General features: G+C 49.8%; 13 protein-coding genes and 1 tRNA gene. 10 read left to right on the top strand and 4 right to left on the bottom strand.

Annotation, left to right across the window (positions count from 1 at the left end; translation table 11 throughout):
* Window positions 1–26: 26 nt before the first annotated feature.
* Both BQ7117_RS06740 and BQ7117_RS06735 read right to left on the bottom strand, forming a co-directional pair.
* Window positions 27–866 (bottom strand): HAD-IIB family hydrolase, encoded by an 840-nt coding sequence (locus BQ7117_RS06740; RefSeq protein ID WP_073996765.1) that lies wholly within the window; start codon window positions 864–866, stop codon window positions 27–29.
* Window positions 867–1,048: 182 nt separating this feature from the next.
* Window positions 1,049–1,121, bottom strand: a tRNA-Lys gene (locus tag BQ7117_RS06735).
* Window positions 1,122–1,319: 198 nt separating this feature from the next.
* Between BQ7117_RS06735 and BQ7117_RS06730 the strand changes: the two genes are divergently transcribed.
* From BQ7117_RS06730 to BQ7117_RS06715, 4 genes are all read left to right on the top strand, one after another.
* A complete protein-coding gene (locus BQ7117_RS06730) occupies window positions 1,320–1,940 on the top strand; it encodes a hypothetical protein (RefSeq protein WP_073997038.1) in 621 nt (206 codons plus the stop codon).
* Window positions 1,941–2,960, top strand: a complete 1,020-nt coding sequence (locus tag BQ7117_RS06725; protein WP_073996764.1) for a GNAT family N-acetyltransferase — start codon at window positions 1,941–1,943, stop codon at window positions 2,958–2,960.
* Between the two features lie 322 nt (window positions 2,961–3,282).
* Window positions 3,283–5,553 (top strand): RNA degradosome polyphosphate kinase, encoded by a 2,271-nt coding sequence (locus BQ7117_RS06720; protein WP_419865614.1) that lies wholly within the window; start codon window positions 3,283–3,285, stop codon window positions 5,551–5,553.
* A gap of 33 nt (window positions 5,554–5,586) precedes the next feature.
* Entirely contained in the window at window positions 5,587–6,564 is a 978-nt protein-coding gene (locus BQ7117_RS06715; protein WP_073996763.1) for an NUDIX hydrolase, read from the top strand.
* A gap of 89 nt (window positions 6,565–6,653) precedes the next feature.
* On the opposite strand, the gene BQ7117_RS06710 is transcribed toward BQ7117_RS06715, so the two are convergent.
* Together BQ7117_RS06710 and BQ7117_RS06705 are read right to left on the bottom strand one after the other, a co-directional pair.
* Entirely contained in the window at window positions 6,654–7,658 is a 1,005-nt protein-coding gene (locus BQ7117_RS06710; protein WP_073996762.1) for an inorganic phosphate transporter, read from the bottom strand.
* Window positions 7,659–7,660: 2 nt separating this feature from the next.
* Complete coding sequence (locus tag BQ7117_RS06705) at window positions 7,661–8,284, bottom strand: DUF47 domain-containing protein (RefSeq protein ID WP_073996761.1); 624 nt, start codon at window positions 8,282–8,284, stop codon at window positions 7,661–7,663.
* A gap of 445 nt (window positions 8,285–8,729) precedes the next feature.
* Here BQ7117_RS06705 and BQ7117_RS06700 point away from each other — a divergent pair, with 445 nt between their 5' ends.
* The 6 genes from BQ7117_RS06700 to BQ7117_RS06675 all read left to right on the top strand — a co-directional run bounded on the left by BQ7117_RS06700 (window position 8,730) and on the right by BQ7117_RS06675 (window position 16,246).
* Complete coding sequence (locus tag BQ7117_RS06700) at window positions 8,730–9,542, top strand: hypothetical protein (RefSeq protein ID WP_073996760.1); 813 nt, start codon at window positions 8,730–8,732, stop codon at window positions 9,540–9,542.
* Window positions 9,543–9,552: 10 nt separating this feature from the next.
* Window positions 9,553–10,146, top strand: coding sequence for a heme-binding beta-barrel domain-containing protein (locus BQ7117_RS06695; protein ID WP_073997037.1), 594 nt, complete (start codon window positions 9,553–9,555; stop codon window positions 10,144–10,146).
* Window positions 10,143–11,255 carry a CAF17-like 4Fe-4S cluster assembly/insertion protein YgfZ gene (ygfZ, locus tag BQ7117_RS06690; RefSeq protein WP_073996759.1) on the top strand — a complete coding sequence of 371 codons (1,113 nt, stop codon included), beginning with the start codon at window positions 10,143–10,145 and terminating at the stop codon, window positions 11,253–11,255. Before BQ7117_RS06695 ends, ygfZ begins: the two co-directional genes overlap by 4 nt.
* A 49-nt stretch (window positions 11,256–11,304) precedes the next feature.
* On the top strand, window positions 11,305–11,790 hold the full coding sequence (dtd, locus tag BQ7117_RS06685; protein ID WP_073996758.1) for a D-aminoacyl-tRNA deacylase: 486 nt from the start codon (window positions 11,305–11,307) through the stop codon (window positions 11,788–11,790).
* Window positions 11,791–11,928: 138 nt separating this feature from the next.
* Complete coding sequence (locus BQ7117_RS06680) at window positions 11,929–14,442, top strand: ATP-dependent Clp protease ATP-binding subunit (protein WP_073996757.1); 2,514 nt, start codon at window positions 11,929–11,931, stop codon at window positions 14,440–14,442.
* Window positions 14,443–14,641: 199 nt separating this feature from the next.
* A complete protein-coding gene (locus tag BQ7117_RS06675; RefSeq protein ID WP_237563072.1) occupies window positions 14,642–16,246 on the top strand; it encodes an FAD-binding oxidoreductase in 1,605 nt (534 codons plus the stop codon).
* Window positions 16,247–16,254 lie beyond the last annotated feature (8 nt).

Here is a 16,254-nt window from a genome sequence, read left to right as displayed (position 1 = left end):
AGATAGGCTCTAGTGCGCAATAATCGTTAAATTTTTTGGTGCTGAAGTATCGCTGCTGCAAAATCAGCAATATGGTGAGTGCTGCGCGGCAACTGCCATTTCGTAACCGCCAATAAATCGGGAGTAGCTTGCGGAGCTGCGAGCGGATATCCCATGTGGGCAATCCACGGGACATCATTTCCGGAATCTCCTACACCGAGTCCTTCTGCTGGATCTAGCTGCTCTTCTTGCAGAATTTTTTGAATCCCCGTCCACTTGGAAATACCTACGGGTGGGAAATCGATAAAAGAGGCGTGCCCGCGGACGGTACCGGGGAAGCGTTCCGTAATCTCTTCCCAGCAGTTATCGAGTAATTCTTTGCGTCCGCAGAAAGTGACCTTCACAGTTTTTTCTTCCGCAGCTTTATACACATCGCCGCGGGCAATCGGCATTCCTTCGCTAGCAGTGCGCAACAGCGGGGGAATATAGGGGGCATCTTCGTCGAGTAGTAAAGTATCTACACTCTCTAAAAGCAACGTAATACCATGAGATTTTCCGTATTCTACGGCAGTTTTCACTGCAGATTGTGGATGGTAAGTAGCTGCTATTTTTCCGTTATTCCAGGTGACAGCCCCGCCGGCACAGACAAGCTTCGCCGGTATTTTCGCTTTCTTTAAGAATATATCGGAGCTGCCGAAGGTGCGCCCGGTGGCGAGAATTATTTTAATTCCGGCGGCAGTTAAATCACGCAGCGCCTGAAAAGTTTGCGGAGAAGTGCGCGATTCTTGATCAGTAAGAGTGCCATCTACGTCGAAAATAATATGGGTGGGAAGCGAAGAATCCCAAGGTAAATTAGTTAAATCTAAAAGTGCTACAGAATTGTCCATCAGTATCAGTCTAGCCTAGATATAAGTTTTTATTGCGAGCGCCTGCGGTCGAGGCGAGACTTACAAAAGTATGTTGGTCGTGGCTATTTATTTTGTACTCGGAGGTATTACTTCGTACCTAAGGCAGTTAATAATGAAAATTCCCCTATCTGCTTTGCAAGCGAGATAAGGGAACTTATTTGTAGGCCCCGTGGGACTCGAACCCACAACCTACGGATTAAAAGTCCGGAGCTCTACCAATTGAGCTAGAGGCCCGCGTTTAGAAAACGCTCGTCGCAATCTTATGACGAAGATGCCGTAATGCTGCGACGGATATTTATTTTACTCATGCTCAGCGAAAAAAGAAAAGCCGAATGTATAAATTTGGTACATATCACGCTCTTTCCGAAATCAAGATAGGATTAGGGTATAGCTAGTAATTCTCTGTGTGAGCAGGAAAGAGAGGGTATGAATATGGCCGGCTACAAACCGCGCCGTCCGGCGCAACTCAATCCAGAGCAGATAGAACTTATTGAGGGAAATGCTGATACCGCTTACAATTCTGAACTTGCTCATACTTCTGCGCAGGCAATAGTGCCATTACCCGCAGCAGGGGCAGCAGATGCGGAAGTAATAGCGCGTATTTCTCAACTCATTCAGGATTCGGGAGTAGATGTAATAGCGGAAGCGTGGGTGGATTCTCCGGCAGATTCTTTACCGGGTATTCTGTGGCGCGGATTCTTACTTCGGGAATGGATTCGCCGTTATCCGCAGGTAGTGCAAGAACGATATGTGGGAGCAGAAAGTTATTTTGCGGAGAAAGAGCCGGAGCGCATTGCTCAAATTACTTCTCCTGCCGAGGTGAAAGAAGCGTGGGATGAAGTTTTCTGCGGTAATTTTTTGGGAGATTTTGCCCGAGTATTGCGTATATCAGCGCGTTTAATGGATTATTTAGGCTCAGTAATCCCAATTTGGATTAAAAGTGATGCCGATCCATTAGCCACGGAAGTTACCCGGCGTGATACGGCGTTGCTCCGTACCGCGGGGGAGTTCCGCCAAGCCGGAGAGCTACTTACGCAAGGATTGCTTTCATAGATGGAAATACGCCATTATCGGCAAGTACCTGCTGATTTAGTTGCGGAGATTCGCGATTTTGCGCTTTTAATTGCCGAAAATGATGGTATTGCGGCTTTCGATGAGCAAAGCCTTTTGAATTTAGAGCGCCCCGGAGCTGCTCACTATCTTATTCCCACAGCTTTTGGCTCCGATTTAGATTCACTTAACTCCACTGCTGGTCTTAGCGTGGCGGTGCCGGCGCTTGCGGTGCTCAACTTAGAGAACGGTAATGCGGAGTTAGCTGTGCATCCGGATTGGCGCCGGCGCGGGTGGGGAGCGAGCTTACTTGCGGAATTGCAAAAAGTGGCGCGCGAACTGCCGGAAGGAGTATCTCCACTACTCTGGGCACACGGCACGCTACCTGCCGCGCAGAGTTTAGCGACGGCGGCGGGGCTGCAGGTAGAAAGAACTTTGCTCGTATTGGAAAATAAGGTAGCAAAACTTTTGGCGCCGAGAAGCGAAAATAAGTTGGCAGATTTGCGGCAAGGAAAAAATTGGCAGCTGCGCCCTTTTACCGCGGCAAGTATAGCGAAAGGCCAGGATATAGCTACTTTGGCGCGGTTAAATCAGATAATTTTTGCTCAACACCCGGAGCAAGGAAAACTCACGGTAACTGATTTTCGCCAGCGTTTTTCGCAAGAGTGGTTTTCTCCAGATCTTTGCTTCTTAATTTATCCGCGGGCAGAACTTGGGGAGGAACTAGAAGGAAGACTTGGCGGAGCATTCGAGGAAAATTTACCGGCTTCCTCTGCAATCGGATTCTTGTGGTTGAAGCCGGTAGATGATTTCACGGTAGAGTTGTATGTAGTAGGTATTTTGCCGGAAATGCAGGGGGCAGGTATCGGAAGTGCGCTTATGGAAAGATTGCCGCTTCTCGCTGCTGCAAGTGGATACAGACGCATAATTCTTTATGTGGATGCCGATAATGTACCGGCGCTCCGCGCTTATAAAAAAGGAGGATTTTGTGAACTTGAAAAACATACGGGATATTTTTTGTAAAGAATCTGCTCCTTTAGATGCGAGTGTGGTGGCGGAAAAGGCCATTCCCAGCGAAAAAACTATCGCCGCGGAAAAGGTGGCGCCAGCGGTACCAGAGGTTCCAGTAGTATCAGAGATGCCAGCCACCCAGGCTACGTCGGAAAAAGATGCTCCGGCTGCTCCAGATACCTTCGATAGAATCGGAGTAGATTTAGAGCAACAGTGGAAAGAAGAGCAAGAGCGGGAAGCCACTTATCCGGCGGTGGAATTTGCTATTCCGTCATCCGCAACGCAGCTTGGTACGAATTCTGCTACGGCCAGTTCTCGGCGGGCAGAATTCCGGATGGGCTCTCCCGTATCTACTGCGAAGCTACAAGAAGAGGTAGATGCAGCAGCCTTAGCGGCACAAAAAGAGGGAAAGACTCTCGATATGGCGGCGCTTCCGCGCGGCAGATTTCTCGATCGAGAGCTTTCTTGGTTGGCTTTTAATGAGCGAGTATTGGAGCAGGCAGAAGATACAGATTTAGCTATTTTAGAGCGCGCTTGGTTTCTCTCAATTTTTGCTTCTAATTTAGATGAATTTTATATGGTGCGAGTGGCCGGTCTGAAAAGCCGTATCGAAGCAGGAATGGCCACCACCAAGGCTTCTGGATTCCCGCCGCGGCAGGTAATGGAGGGAATAAATCAGCGTGCACAGGAACTCATGGCTCGGCACGCTGCACTTTTTCGAGATTGTGTGCAGCCGAAATTAGCAGAAGTGGGAATACATATTCTGCATTGGCAGGATTTGGGAGATGAAGAAAAAGAGCGGTTGCGCAAATTCTATCGGAAACAGATCTTTCCAGTGCTCACGCCGTTAGCAGTAGACCCAGCGCACCCCTTCCCGTATATTTCTGGATTGTCTTTAAATTTAGCCGTGGTAGTGCGCAATAAACAGTCTGGTAAAGAGCTCTTCGCGCGCGTAAAAGTGCCTCCACTTTTGCCGCGCTTTATCGCTGTGGATGCTTCCGGTAAACCTTATCGCCCAGAAGATGTGCCAGCTGACGCCAAAGGGCGCACCTACTATATTCCCTTGGAAGAAATTATTGGCGTCCATCTCTCTACTTTGTTTCCGGGAATGGAAATCGTCGAGTATTCTACTTTCCGCGTCACTCGTAATGAGGATTTGGAAGTGGAAGAAGACGATGCGGAGAACTTACTGAAGGCGCTGGAAAAAGAGTTACAGAAGCGTAAATTTGGGCGGGTAGTGCGCTTAGAAGTAGCACAGAATATCTCCAAGCACGTGCTCTCTATGTTGATGCGGGAGATGGAGGTGCGTGAAGAAGATGTATTCCGCTTGCCTGAGCCCTTGGATTTAACTGGGTTGGAAGTAATTCACGAACTGGATAGGCCACAGCTGAAATACAAGAAATTTGTGCCAGTGACGCCGAAAGGTTTTACGGAAGTAGAGACTGCGCAGGAGACGGACGTCTTTGCCGCTATTCGGGCACACGATGTTTTAGTGCAACACCCCTATGATTCTTTTTCCACTTCCGTGCAGCGCTTTATTCAGCAGGCGGCGGCCGATCCGAAAGTACTGGCTATTAAACAGACTCTGTATCGCACCTCAGGAGATTCTCCTATCGTCGATGCGCTGATAAAGGCGGCGGAAGCGGGTAAACAGGTACTAGCCGTGGTGGAGATTAAAGCCCGTTTTGATGAACAAAATAATATTGAATGGGCGCGCAAATTAGAAAAAGCTGGCGTGCACGTAGTTTATGGAATTGTCGGACTCAAAACTCACTGTAAGCTGTGTCTGGTGGTGCGGCAGGAAGAAGGGATTCTGCGCCGGTATTGCCACGTAGGTACTGGAAACTACAATCCGAAGACGGCGCGCGGTTATGAAGATTTAGGGTACTTCACTTGTGAACGCAATGTAGGGCAAGATTTAATACGGCTCTTTAACCAGCTCTCTGGGTACTCGCCGAAGACTAAATTCCATCGTTTGCTCGTGGCTCCGTTGGGAATTCGGAAAGGTCTTATAGAGCTGATAAATACCGAAATTGCCAATAAAAAAGCCGGTAAAGCAGCCTGGATTCGGATAAAGACTAATTCTTTAGTGGATGAACGAATAATTGATGCGCTGTATCGGGCTTCGCAGGCGGGAGTGCCAGTGGAGATACAAGTGCGGGGAATTTGCTGCCTACGGGCGGGAATTACCGGACTTTCAGAAAATATCAAGGTGCGTTCGGTGCTGGGGCGGTTCCTGGAGCATTCTCGAATATATGGTTTTGCAAATGCGGGCGCGCCAGTGGTGTATATGGGGTCAGCAGATTTAATGCATCGAAATTTAGATCGGCGAATCGAGGCCTTAATTTCGATTGAAGATCCAGAGATGCAGAAGTATTTGCTGGAGCTAATTGAGATAGCCTGTGCGGATACTACGCAGTCGTGGCGCTTAGGCCCAGAAGGATGGCGGCATGTGGTCTACGCTGAGGCAGGAGACGAAATGCAAGGCGAGGCGCGAGGCGAGATGCAAGGCGAGGCGCGAGCGGAAGAAGATGCGAAGCAGCGCTTAGTGCATGTGCAAGATATTCTTATGCAGCGCGCGCGGGCGCGGACAGCGGAAAAGTAACTGCGTAAATTAGGGGAAGCTGCGGCAATTAAGATGCGACGAGTAGATGTGTACGGGGCGGGTGCCTTAGTATGGCGGCGAAAAAATAAAAAAATTGAGGTGCTGATTGTGCATCGCCCGCACTGGCGAGATTGGTCGTTCCCGAAAGGAAAGTGTAAAAGTGGCGAGAACCTGCGCAATTGCTGCCTGCGGGAAGTTTGGGAAGAAGGGCGAGTGCAGATAGTGCTCGGAGTCCCACTCGGTTGGCAGCGGTACCGGATGAATAGTGGTAGATGGAAGGCAGTCCACTATTGGGCTGCGCAAGTACTTTCCGCGGATAGTCCGGCGGCACAGCTGCGGCGGCGGCAAAAATTTTCGCTAGCACCTAAATCAGAAATTGATAAAATTCGTTGGGCTTCTTTGGCGCAGGCAGAGCGAATGCTTAGCGCGGAGCGCGATAAGAAGATGCTTAAACAATTGCAGAAGTTGGCGGCGGCGGGTGATTTAGATACGCAGCCGGTAGTGGTGGTGCGGCATGCGAAAGCAGTGAAAAGAGAGAAATGGGCGGATAAGAAAGGCGCGGAAAAAAGCCGCCCTCTTACTGCAGCGGGCAAGGCGCAACGGGTGGAAGTGGCACAGGTGCTATCTGCTTACGGAGTGCGCCAAGTTTTTACTTCACCGTGGAAACGCTGCCAAGATACGTTGCTTCCCTATGCGGAAGCTAGCGGAATTTCTCTGCAGGAGCGGCGTAATCTGACGGAAAAATCTTTTCGGAACGCTCCGGAGAAATTTGGGAAAGATATTGCGGGTCTGCTACTAGAGGCGGGGGTACCCCGAGCGGTATGTGTGCATCGGCCTACGCTCGGAGAAATTATAAGAATTTTCCGAAAATATACTGCGGCGCCAGTGGTCGCTAAACTCCCCGCAAAAGACCCGTGGTTACACCCCGGGGAAATGATTATTGCGCATACGGTGGCAAAGAAAAAAGCGGCGCTTTCTATAGTGCAAATCGAAGTGGTACACAATAGTTAGAGTGCCGAATAGATTTATCGGGTAATAGTTTGACCAGCCACGCAATAGTGTCAATTGCGTGGCTGGTCAAACTATAAATAGTGATTAAATTAAATTGGGAAAATCGCATGCAATACGATGTATACCACCATGGCAAAGGCTGCCGCACAGGGCAGGGTTAAGAACCAAGCTTTGATAATGCTTCCTGCTACGTTCCAACGCACTGCTGATTTACGGGTAGTAGCTCCTACTCCCATAATGGCAGAAGTGATGGTGTGGGTAGTCGAAATCGGGGCATGGAATTGGAAAGCTGCTATATAGAGTACAGAAGCGGAGACAGCTTCCGCCACGAAGCCGTGCGCTGGATCCAGTTCGATAATCTTTTGCCCGAGCGTTTTCATAATGCGATATCCGCCGGTGTAAGTACCTAAGGAAATTGCCGCAGCAGCTGCGACTTTTACCCAAAGCGGGATGCCGGTGCCGTGCCAATAGCCGCCAGCTATGAGTGCTAGGACGATTACGCCCATAGTTTTCTGTGCGTCCTGTAAACCGTGCCCGAGGGCCACCATGGCTGCCGATATAGTCTGTGCATGGCGGAAATTCTTCATTGTGCGCTTATAAGTGGCATTGTGGAAAATGGCTAGCACAATCTCCATGAATATGACGGCGAGTACGAAGCCAATCATTGGGGAAACAAACATCGGGATTACTACTTTTTCCCCAATAACTCCCCAATGGACGGTGGTGGAAGCAGCTACTCCAGCCCCAGCCAGTCCGCCGATTAAGGCGTGAGACGAAGAGGAAGGAAGACTGAACCACCAAGTGATTAGATTCCAAATTACGGCTCCGCACAGACCCGCGAGCACTACCACTAAGCCGTGATTATCTTGAGGCGGAGAGATAATTCCCGATCCGATAGTTTCCGCTACGCCGGTGCCGAGTAGGGCGCCAACAAAATTCATTATTGCGGCCATGAGTAGTGCTCGCCGAGGAGTGAGCGCACGCGTGGTCACAGAAGTGGCGATGGCATTGGCGGCATCGTGAAAGCCATTTGTGAAATCGAAAGAAAGCGCGATTACTACTACCGCTCCTACCAGAAAAAGGGTGAGATCCACAATCAGGACTCCTTCATCAGGATATCTTCTACCAGCCCAGCTAAGGTCTCAAATTCGTCGATAGTCGCTTCTAGGCTGTCGATTACGCCTTTCATGCGCATAAGATCGATAGCGGTTTCTTCGGAGCGGAAAAGTTCCGAAATAATTCCGCGGTAGATGGTATCCCCGTGATTTTCCAGATGATTTATTCCCACGATGTAGGTGCGCGTCTTTTCGTTAAGTTTATGCAGATATCCCATTTCTTTATTGGTCATCGTTGCGCACTCGTTAATAATGTCAATCATTTTATAGGCTTCTTCACCGAGCCGGCCGACCCTATATAGCACCATATTGTCGCCAGCTTCGTCGATGCAATCAATGCAATCGTCTATGCAGTTGGTTAGATCGAATAAATCGGAACGGTCATAGGGAAGCACAAAACTTTTGAAAATAAATTTTTGCACCTTGTGGCAGGCTATATCTGCCTGATTCTCCACATCGTGGAGTCTTTTATTTATCTCCACACGTTCAGATTCTTCTGCATGGGCTACTTCGTCTAGTAGTTGTGCAGCTTCTACTAGGTATTTTGCTTGGTCTTTAATAAGTTCTAGTACGACTTTGCCGCTACTGTGTCTCCGGAATTTCATACGATTCCTTACCACTTTCATGTATATCTAATGAACAGGAAGTATAAATTCGAATAGTGAAGATTTAACTTCCGGTTAAATGCTATCTTTCCATACAGTGAAAACCAAACGAAAAGTAGATTTATCGTTTTAGGTGCCGAATACATTAATTAAGTGCTGAATATATTAAAAGAGGGACCGCAACTTGCAGTCCCTCTTTTGCGACACCGAATCAGAGAGCGCCAGTCGGCGCTAAGGCCGCTCGTAGCGGCAAATTATTGGAGCCCGGGGCTTTCGTAACCCGATGTCTTATCTAGAATATTAACTATCTTTTTAGAATAAATCCACTGTATTAGCTGCACGTTTTCTCTAGGGATTTTTTCAGCCCGCACGAATGTGCGAGCTAGGTCACACTCGGTTATCTGGTTTATTTTACTGCTCCGCTTTCTCATGGCAGAATCAAAACGTGGGAGAAGAGAAAAATCCGAATATGGTGCAGCGGGAAACAGTACGGCGAGAAGCAGCACGGCGAGAAATGGCAAAAGAAATTGCGAAAAAAGTGCAACGCCGTCCTCTAGAGCAAGTAATAGCAGGGGCGGGAGCTCTTGTTGGCTTGGTTTTCGCTGCTACTTGTTTGCTTCCGCATGGATTCCTCGCGCTTCCCCTTTTCGTTAGTGGTGCGCTCCTGATTTACTACTGGCCAAAATTATTAAAATTACCGACGGTATTGCCCACTCGGCTAATAATGTCTGCTATGTTGCTGGCTACAGTAGGAGCAGGTATTTGGGGCAGTCTTGTGCACCTAGCTGTTGCGGCCGGTTTCTCGATGTTCCTCGCTTTTGGGGCCGGAATTTTCAGCCAAGTGAACGGGGCACGTCGTTTGCAGCAAATTTTTGGGAGCTACGGCGGATTACTCCCTATAATCGCTGCCGCATTCTGGCTCTTTACAGTGCAGGTAAAAGGGGGAGCGCAATTTTCCTTTCTGCTGCTACTTATATCCGGTGTAATCTCCTTGCTATACGCTTACCCCACGCGTTCCCTACCCATTCTGGCTTTGTTGAATGGGCTGCTGCTGGGGCTAGCCGGCGCTTACTTATTTTCTTTTCCAGTTGAGATTGGGGCGGCAGGAGGAATTGGGGTGGCTCTTCTATTCGGTGCTACTCGCCGTGCCTTCTACCTGCATTTATCAGCTGAAGAACGGCTCTCTCCCTTAGCGTTTTTAATACCTTTTTCTTTTTTAGGAGTTCTTGCCTTTCCGCTCGCCGGTATTCTCTACTAATCTTGTAGATATGGTTATGAGAATTCCTGAGAATCTAGCGCCCGAAAATTATCCGCTAGCGTGGCTAGCCGATAGTTGGGAAGGTGGCGGCGTCCTCGAATACGAAAATGTTCCAGCGGCGGCTTATTTACAAGAGTTGCATATCGATAATGCAGACGGCGGCCCCTACCTGCGTTTCTCTTCTGAGATATGGCTGGCAAAAGAACCTGCCGGCGCTGTTGATAAAGAAAATCCCGGCTATCTCACCTATAAGAGCCTTACAAAAGAGCGGCTGTGGAGTTCGGCTACTGGATATCTGCGAGTGAATCCGGAATTGCCTGAGCAAGAAGGGGGAGCGCGCGTAGTAGAAGCAATGGTGGCTACGCCTTCCGGTAATGCACAGGTCTGGGTAGGTTTGATTCGCGGTCCGCAATTACAGCTGGCTACCGATGCTATTGCACGTTCGCGAGCAGGGGCAGAGTTGAATGCGGCTAAAATAATGGCCGGCAGTGTGCAATCTGATCTATTTTATGCCTACGATATGGAGGCTTTTGGCTACGAAATGCGCAGCTATTTGGCTGGGCGGCTATCGCGGGCGCAAGTGGATTTTACAGACGAAAAATGAGTGATTCTTTAGATATCTTTTCGGAGCGGGAAATAATTTCGGGCGCGCCGGCGCATTTCGGAAATCCGCTGGCCGAAGAGGCCACGCTGCGAGAAGGGCAAGCCTTCACCTGCCTCTCTTCTCTCCAGGTATTGCGCCTAACTGGAGAAGACTGCCGCCGTTGGCTGCACAGTCTTTCTACTTGCGATGTGCAAAATATGGAAGAAGGCGAATCGCGAGAAATGCTTCTCCTAGATCCGCAGGGACATATAAATCACGCGGCTTTCTTGCAGTTAGAATCGGAGGCGATTTATCTCTTTACCGACCGAGAAAAAATAGCATCTCTAGAAGACTTTTTACAGAAAATGAAATTCCGGATGCGGGCAGAAATATCGCGTTTAGCGGGAGCGGTCTTTGGTTTTATCGATTTTTCGGAGGAAATTGCTGCCCGAATTGAGCAAACGGCGCAAGTGCTTTGGAAAGATCCCTGGCCGCAGGTGCTGGCAGGAGGTGCACATTACGGGGTACTACCGGCAATACATCCGGCGGCGGGGCGGCGGCGTTGGCTAGCGTTTTATGATGAAGAATCTGCTGCGGCGGCTCGGATGGATTGGGCGAATATTCTGCAACCAGCTGGTCTATTAGCTTGGGAGGCGGTGCGAATTACGGATTGGCGCCCGCGGGCTCTAACAGAAGTGCGCGGGCCAGTATTTCCGCATGAATTAGATTGGCTACGCACTGCTTTACACAGTTCAAAGGGTTGTTACTGCGGGCAAGAGGCCGTGGCTAAGTTAATCAATCTGGGGCGGGTGCCGCGCCGTCTTACCTATCTCTATTTAGAAGCCGGCGCAGAGTTACCGCCCGCGGGCGCGAAAGTTTATGCCGGTGGAAAAGAAGTTGGCATACTTACGTCAGTGACGCGCAGCTATTTAGAGGGAGCAGTGGGATTAGCTCTGCTGAAGCGCAGTGTACCGGTGGATCAAGTATTGGAAGTGGCAGAAAATATCGCCGCTGCGCAGCAAGAAATCGTGAGCCAGAGTGGTAAATCTTCTATTTCCCCGGCGGAACGTCCGGGAAAAGAGTTGCGGCAGAATGCTCTTCGCCGGGGTGCGCGGAAAAATCTAATGTAGAAGGAAGCGTCTAATAAGAGAACGGTAGAAATCTAGTTACGGAGCGGAAATGCGTCTAGTAATACAGCGGGTAAAAGAAGCGCGCGTGCGGGCCTATGCCGGCGATCCATTGGCTGAGCAAAGTGGAGTACAGAGTGCAATATGTGGAGAAATAAGAAATGGCTTGTGCGTACTGGTGGGAATTACCCAGGGAGACGGCGCGGCAGAAGTGGCAAAAGCGGCTCGGAAAATATGTGAGTTGAAGCTACTGCGGGGGCCGGCGGGAGATGATTCGCCAAAAGCGCGCCAATCAGTGGAAGAAGCGGGCGCGGAAGTGCTGCTGGTATCGCAATTTACTCTCTACGCCGACGTGCGTAAAGGGCGAAATCCCTCCTGGTCGAAGGCCGCTCCCGGAGACTATGCATTACCCGTATTTCAGGAGTTAGTGGCAGAAATTCGCCGGCGAGGAGTGGCAGTTGCCACCGGTGAGTTCGGAGCCATGATGGATGTAGAGCTAATAAACGACGGCCCTTTCACCATTCTTTTTGAAGCTTAATTTTTGCTGCAAATTTTCGCGGCGAAATTTTTCTTGGTGCCGTTTCTATCACGCCGGTGGCGAAATGTTTTATTTACTGCGCGAAATGGCAGTAGAGTTTTAGTAGTTGTTAATTAGCACCTATATAGGGAGAGCATATTGTTCGAGAGATTTACTGACCGGGCGCGGCGGGTGATTGTGCTCGCGCAAGAAGAAGCCCGCACTCTGAAGCATAACTATTTAGGGACGGAGCATATTCTGCTCGGCCTAATAAAAGAAGGAGAAGGAGTGGCAGCGAAAGCGCTGGAAGCTCTGAATATCTCTTTTGACGATGTGCGCGGAGAAGTAGTAGAGATCATCGGGGAAGGCCAAGAGCAGCCAAACGGGCATATTCCATTTACCCCGCGGGCGAAAAAAGTGCTGGAATATGCGATGCGAGAAGGCTTGCAGCTTGGGCATTCTTATATAGGCACTGAACATTTACTGCTGGGTTTATGCCGGGAACAGGAAGGTGTGGCAGCACAAGTACTGGTGAAACTAGGTGCAGATTTACCGAAAGTGCGGGCGCAGGTGACGCAGTTGCTTTCCGGATATCAGGGTAAAGAAGCGGTAGGAGTAGGTACTGGCCGGCAGAGTGAGAGTTTGAAATCTAGCTCTACTATCCTCGATCAATTCGGGCGGAATCTCACCCAGTATGCGCGAGAAAATAAGCTCGACCCAGTAATCGGGCGGCACAATGAAACACAGCGAGTAATGCAGGTGCTTTCGCGGCGTACTAAAAATAATCCGGTGCTTATTGGGGAGCCGGGCGTAGGAAAGACGGCAGTAGTTGAAGGCTTAGCAAAGCTGATTTCCGTAGGAGATGTGCCGGAGACACTCAAAGATAAGCAGCTCTATTCTCTCGATATGGGTTCTCTAGTAGCTGGTTCGCGCTATCGAGGCGATTTCGAAGATCGCATGAAGAAAATTCTCAAAGAAATAAATAATCGCGGCGATATTATTCTCTTTATCGACGAGATTCACACTTTAGTGGGAGCAGGAGCAGCCGAAGGTGCTTTAGATGCGGCTTCACTTTTGAAACCGATGATGGCACGAGGAGAACTGCAGGTAATCGGGGCTACTACTCTGGATGAATATCGTAAATATATTGAAAAAGATGCGGCTTTGGAGCGGCGTTTTCAGCCGATTCAGGTAGAAGAGCCGACTGTAAAAGAGACGATTGCTATTCTGGAAGGTCTGCGCGATCGTTACGAGGCTTTTCATCGCGTCACTATTACGGATGAGGCGCTTGAATCAGCAGTTAATTTAGCTGATCGCTATATTAATGACCGTTTCTTGCCGGATAAAGCTATTGATTTGATAGACGAAGCAGGGGCCCGGCTGGCTATTCAAAAGATGACTGCGCCGCCGGAGCTGCGGGAGCTAGATGAAAAGATAGCGGAAGTACGCGGCGAAAAAGAGGCGGCCATCGAAGGGCAGGATTTTGAAAAAGCAGCCGCTTTACGTGATAAGGAGCAGCAGCTCAATGAGCAGCGCGCCGAGCGGGAAAAGTCGTGGAAAGAAGGCGATCTCGACGTCGTTTCGGTAGTGGATGAAGAGCTGATAGCACAGGTACTCTCCATGTCTACTGGTATTCCAGTATTCAAACTCACCGAAGCGGAATCGGCAAAGCTATTGCGTATGGAAGATGAGCTCCATAAGCGAGTAATTGGGCAAAATGAGGCAGTTACTTCGATTGCGCAGGCTATTCGCCGGTCGCGGGCAGGCTTGAAAGATCCGCATCGTCCCGGTGGTTCCTTTATCTTTGCTGGCCCCACTGGTGTGGGTAAGACGGAGCTGGCTAAGACGCTGGCCGAATTCCTCTTTGGGGATGAAGACGCTTTAATCACGCTTGACATGTCGGAGTATCAGGAGAAACACACAGTTTCACGGCTCTTTGGAGCTCCTCCGGGATATGTGGGATATGAAGAAGGCGGGCAGCTGACGGAAAAAGTGCGGCGTAAGCCTTTCTCAGTGGTGCTTTTTGATGAAATTGAAAAAGCGCATCAGGATCTCTTTAATTCGCTGTTGCAGATTTTGGAAGAGGGGCGGCTCACCGATTCTCAGGGTCGAATCGTGGATTTCAAGAACACCATCATTATTATGACCACCAACTTGGGTACGAAGGATATTGCGAAAGGAATTTCCACGGGATTCCAGCTAGATGGAGATACGGCCTCTTCTTACGAGCGTATGAAACTGCGCGTCAATGAAGAGCTGCGTAATCACTTCCGCCCCGAATTCTTAAACCGGGTAGACGAAGTAATTGTATTCCCACAGCTGAGTAGGGATGAGATTCTGCAGATTGTGGATCTGATGGTAAGTAAGCTGGATTCGCGCCTGCGGGAGCAGGGAATGAATTTAGCACTCTCCGGAGCTGCTCGGCAGTTACTTGCCGATCGTGGCTACGATCCGGTGCTCGGCGCGCGCCCATTGCGTCGCGCTATTCAGCGTGATATTGAGGATGTGCTCTCGGAGAAGCTACTCTTTGGCGAATTCCAAGAGGGGCAGACCATTGTAGTGGATGTCGTGGAGACAGGAGAGAAGAAAGAGTTTAGTTTCACCGGATATGATTCGGATTATCAACTTCCGGAAGGGGTTATGCCGGCGCGCGCCGAAAATGTAGTTTCCTAAGTGGTGAAAACTGGTTGGAGACCAGTGAAAAACTAGTTGAAGACTATTTCGAAAGCCACTTGGGAGACTGAGGTGAGCTGGGTGGAAATTGGCGGAAAAACCGGGTGGATACTTCGCTGAGAAGATGCGGAGTGGAAATTAGGTAAAGAAGTTTCAATAAACACTTTTATAAAATCTGTAAAGGTGTAAACTAGGGAACATGAGTGAAGTCACATTACCTCCTATGCAACATAACCTGTGGGGTGTACCCGCAGAAGAAAAACCTCTTTCTAACTCCATTAAGAAGCTAGTCACTAAGGTATTAGGGGCAAAAGCTACTGAGGAGCATCGGCGGATTCCGGCGGCGGAAATAAAGCTTTCTGAGCCGCGTATTACGGCCGCCCAAATTGCCGGATTGCAGAAAATAGTAGGCGCCGGTTTTGTTACGCAAGAACACGAGCAGCGCTTGCGCCGTGCGCGCGGAAAATCATATCCGGATTTATTAGATTGGCGCAGTGGCGCGGTAATCGATGCTCCGGATGCGGTGGTGGCGCCGGGTACCGAAGAAGAAGTGCTGGAAGTTCTCCGCTACTGTAGCGCAGAAAAAATTGCGGTAGTTACTTTCGGGGGCGGCACCACGGTAGTCGGGGGCGTAGCGCCCAAATCTGGAGCTATGAAATGCGTAATTAGCCTAGATGTAAACCGTTTTAACAAGTTAGAAGATGTAGATAAGGTATCGCTGGAAGCGACTTTAGGGGCCGGCCTTACTGGCCCCCACGCTGAGTTTCTTTTGGCGGAGCATGGTCTGCAGCTAGGGCATTTCCCGCAATCTTTCCCCTATGCCAGCATCGGTGGCTACGCCGCTACGCGCTCTTCGGGGCAAAATTCTGCCGGTTATGGGCGTTTCGATTCTATGGTGCGCTCGCTTACCGTAGTAACTCCGCAAGGAATTTTAGAAGTAGGTAAGCAGGCACCGGCTTCGGCGGCGGGCCCAGATTTACGCCAGCTTTTCCTCGGTTCGGAAGGCACCTTAGGAATTATTACGCGCGTACGGGTGCGTCTTCATCCACTTCCCGAGATGAAACGCTACGAAGCCTTCAGCTTCCCGGATTTCCGTTCGGGAGTTAACGCAGTGCGCGAAGTAATTCAGCAGGGTACAGGCCCCACCGTGATTCGTCTTTCGGATGATATTGAGTCTTCGCTAAACCTCAGCTCTACCGATAAAATTGGCGAAACTAAGAAAGAAGAAAAAGGCTGCTTGTGTCTGACGATGTACGAGGGTACTCCAGAGCACACAGCTTCACGGTTGCAAGAAACTCGGGAATTACTTATCAAGATGGGTGGAGTCAGCTTAGGTGAAGCTCCAGTACGGCAGTGGGAACAAGGCCGCTTTGGGGCGCCGGTACTGCGGGATGCACTGCTTGATAACGGCGTCATCTGTGAAACTTTGGAAACTGCCGGCGATTGGAGTAACCTGCCGAAACTGCGGCAAGCCGTAGTGGAAGCGCTTACTACTAATTTAGAGGGCACCCCTGCTATTGTGATGTGCCACGTATCCCATGTATATGCAGAAGGAGCCTCGCTCTACTTCACAGTAGTAGCTGCCCAGTCTGCACATCCGCATGAGCAGTGGTGGAAAGCAAAGGAAGCTACTTGCCGGGCTATTGAAGCAAATGGAGGCACCATTACCCACCATCACGGTGTGGGTACTGATCACCGCCCCTATATGGAGCAAGAAATCGGCGATTTAGGTGTGCAGATATTGCATGCGGTAAAAGCTGAATTGGATCCAGTGGGGATTCTTAATCCCGGTAAACTCTTCTAGGAGTAAGT

This window comes from Arcanobacterium urinimassiliense, assembly GCF_900119495.1.
Classification (GTDB): domain Bacteria; phylum Actinomycetota; class Actinomycetes; order Actinomycetales; family Actinomycetaceae; genus Arcanobacterium_A; species Arcanobacterium_A urinimassiliense.
Note: the sequence above shows the minus strand (reverse complement) of the source record. Positions and strands in the feature narration are given on the sequence as shown.

Excerpts from the sequence above, each read along its gene's own strand:
- BQ7117_RS06695 (WP_073997037.1), top strand. The coding sequence starts at position 9,553 with ATGGTTATGAGAATTCCTGAGAATCTAGCGCCCGAAAATTATCCGCTA.
- ygfZ (WP_073996759.1), top strand. The coding sequence starts at position 10,143 with ATGAGTGATTCTTTAGATATCTTTTCGGAGCGGGAAATAATTTCGGGC.
- BQ7117_RS06715 (WP_073996763.1), top strand. The coding sequence starts at position 5,587 with ATGCGACGAGTAGATGTGTACGGGGCGGGTGCCTTAGTATGGCGGCGA.
- BQ7117_RS06730 (WP_073997038.1), top strand. The coding sequence starts at position 1,320 with ATGGCCGGCTACAAACCGCGCCGTCCGGCGCAACTCAATCCAGAGCAG.
- BQ7117_RS06725 (WP_073996764.1), top strand. The coding sequence starts at position 1,941 with ATGGAAATACGCCATTATCGGCAAGTACCTGCTGATTTAGTTGCGGAG.
- dtd (WP_073996758.1), top strand. The coding sequence starts at position 11,305 with ATGCGTCTAGTAATACAGCGGGTAAAAGAAGCGCGCGTGCGGGCCTAT.
- BQ7117_RS06675 (WP_237563072.1), top strand. The coding sequence starts at position 14,642 with ATGAGTGAAGTCACATTACCTCCTATGCAACATAACCTGTGGGGTGTA.
- BQ7117_RS06720 (WP_419865614.1), top strand. The coding sequence starts at position 3,283 with ATGGGCTCTCCCGTATCTACTGCGAAGCTACAAGAAGAGGTAGATGCA.
- BQ7117_RS06740 (WP_073996765.1), bottom strand. The coding sequence starts at position 866 with ATGGACAATTCTGTAGCACTTTTAGATTTAACTAATTTACCTTGGGAT.
- BQ7117_RS06705 (WP_073996761.1), bottom strand. The coding sequence starts at position 8,284 with ATGAAATTCCGGAGACACAGTAGCGGCAAAGTCGTACTAGAACTTATT.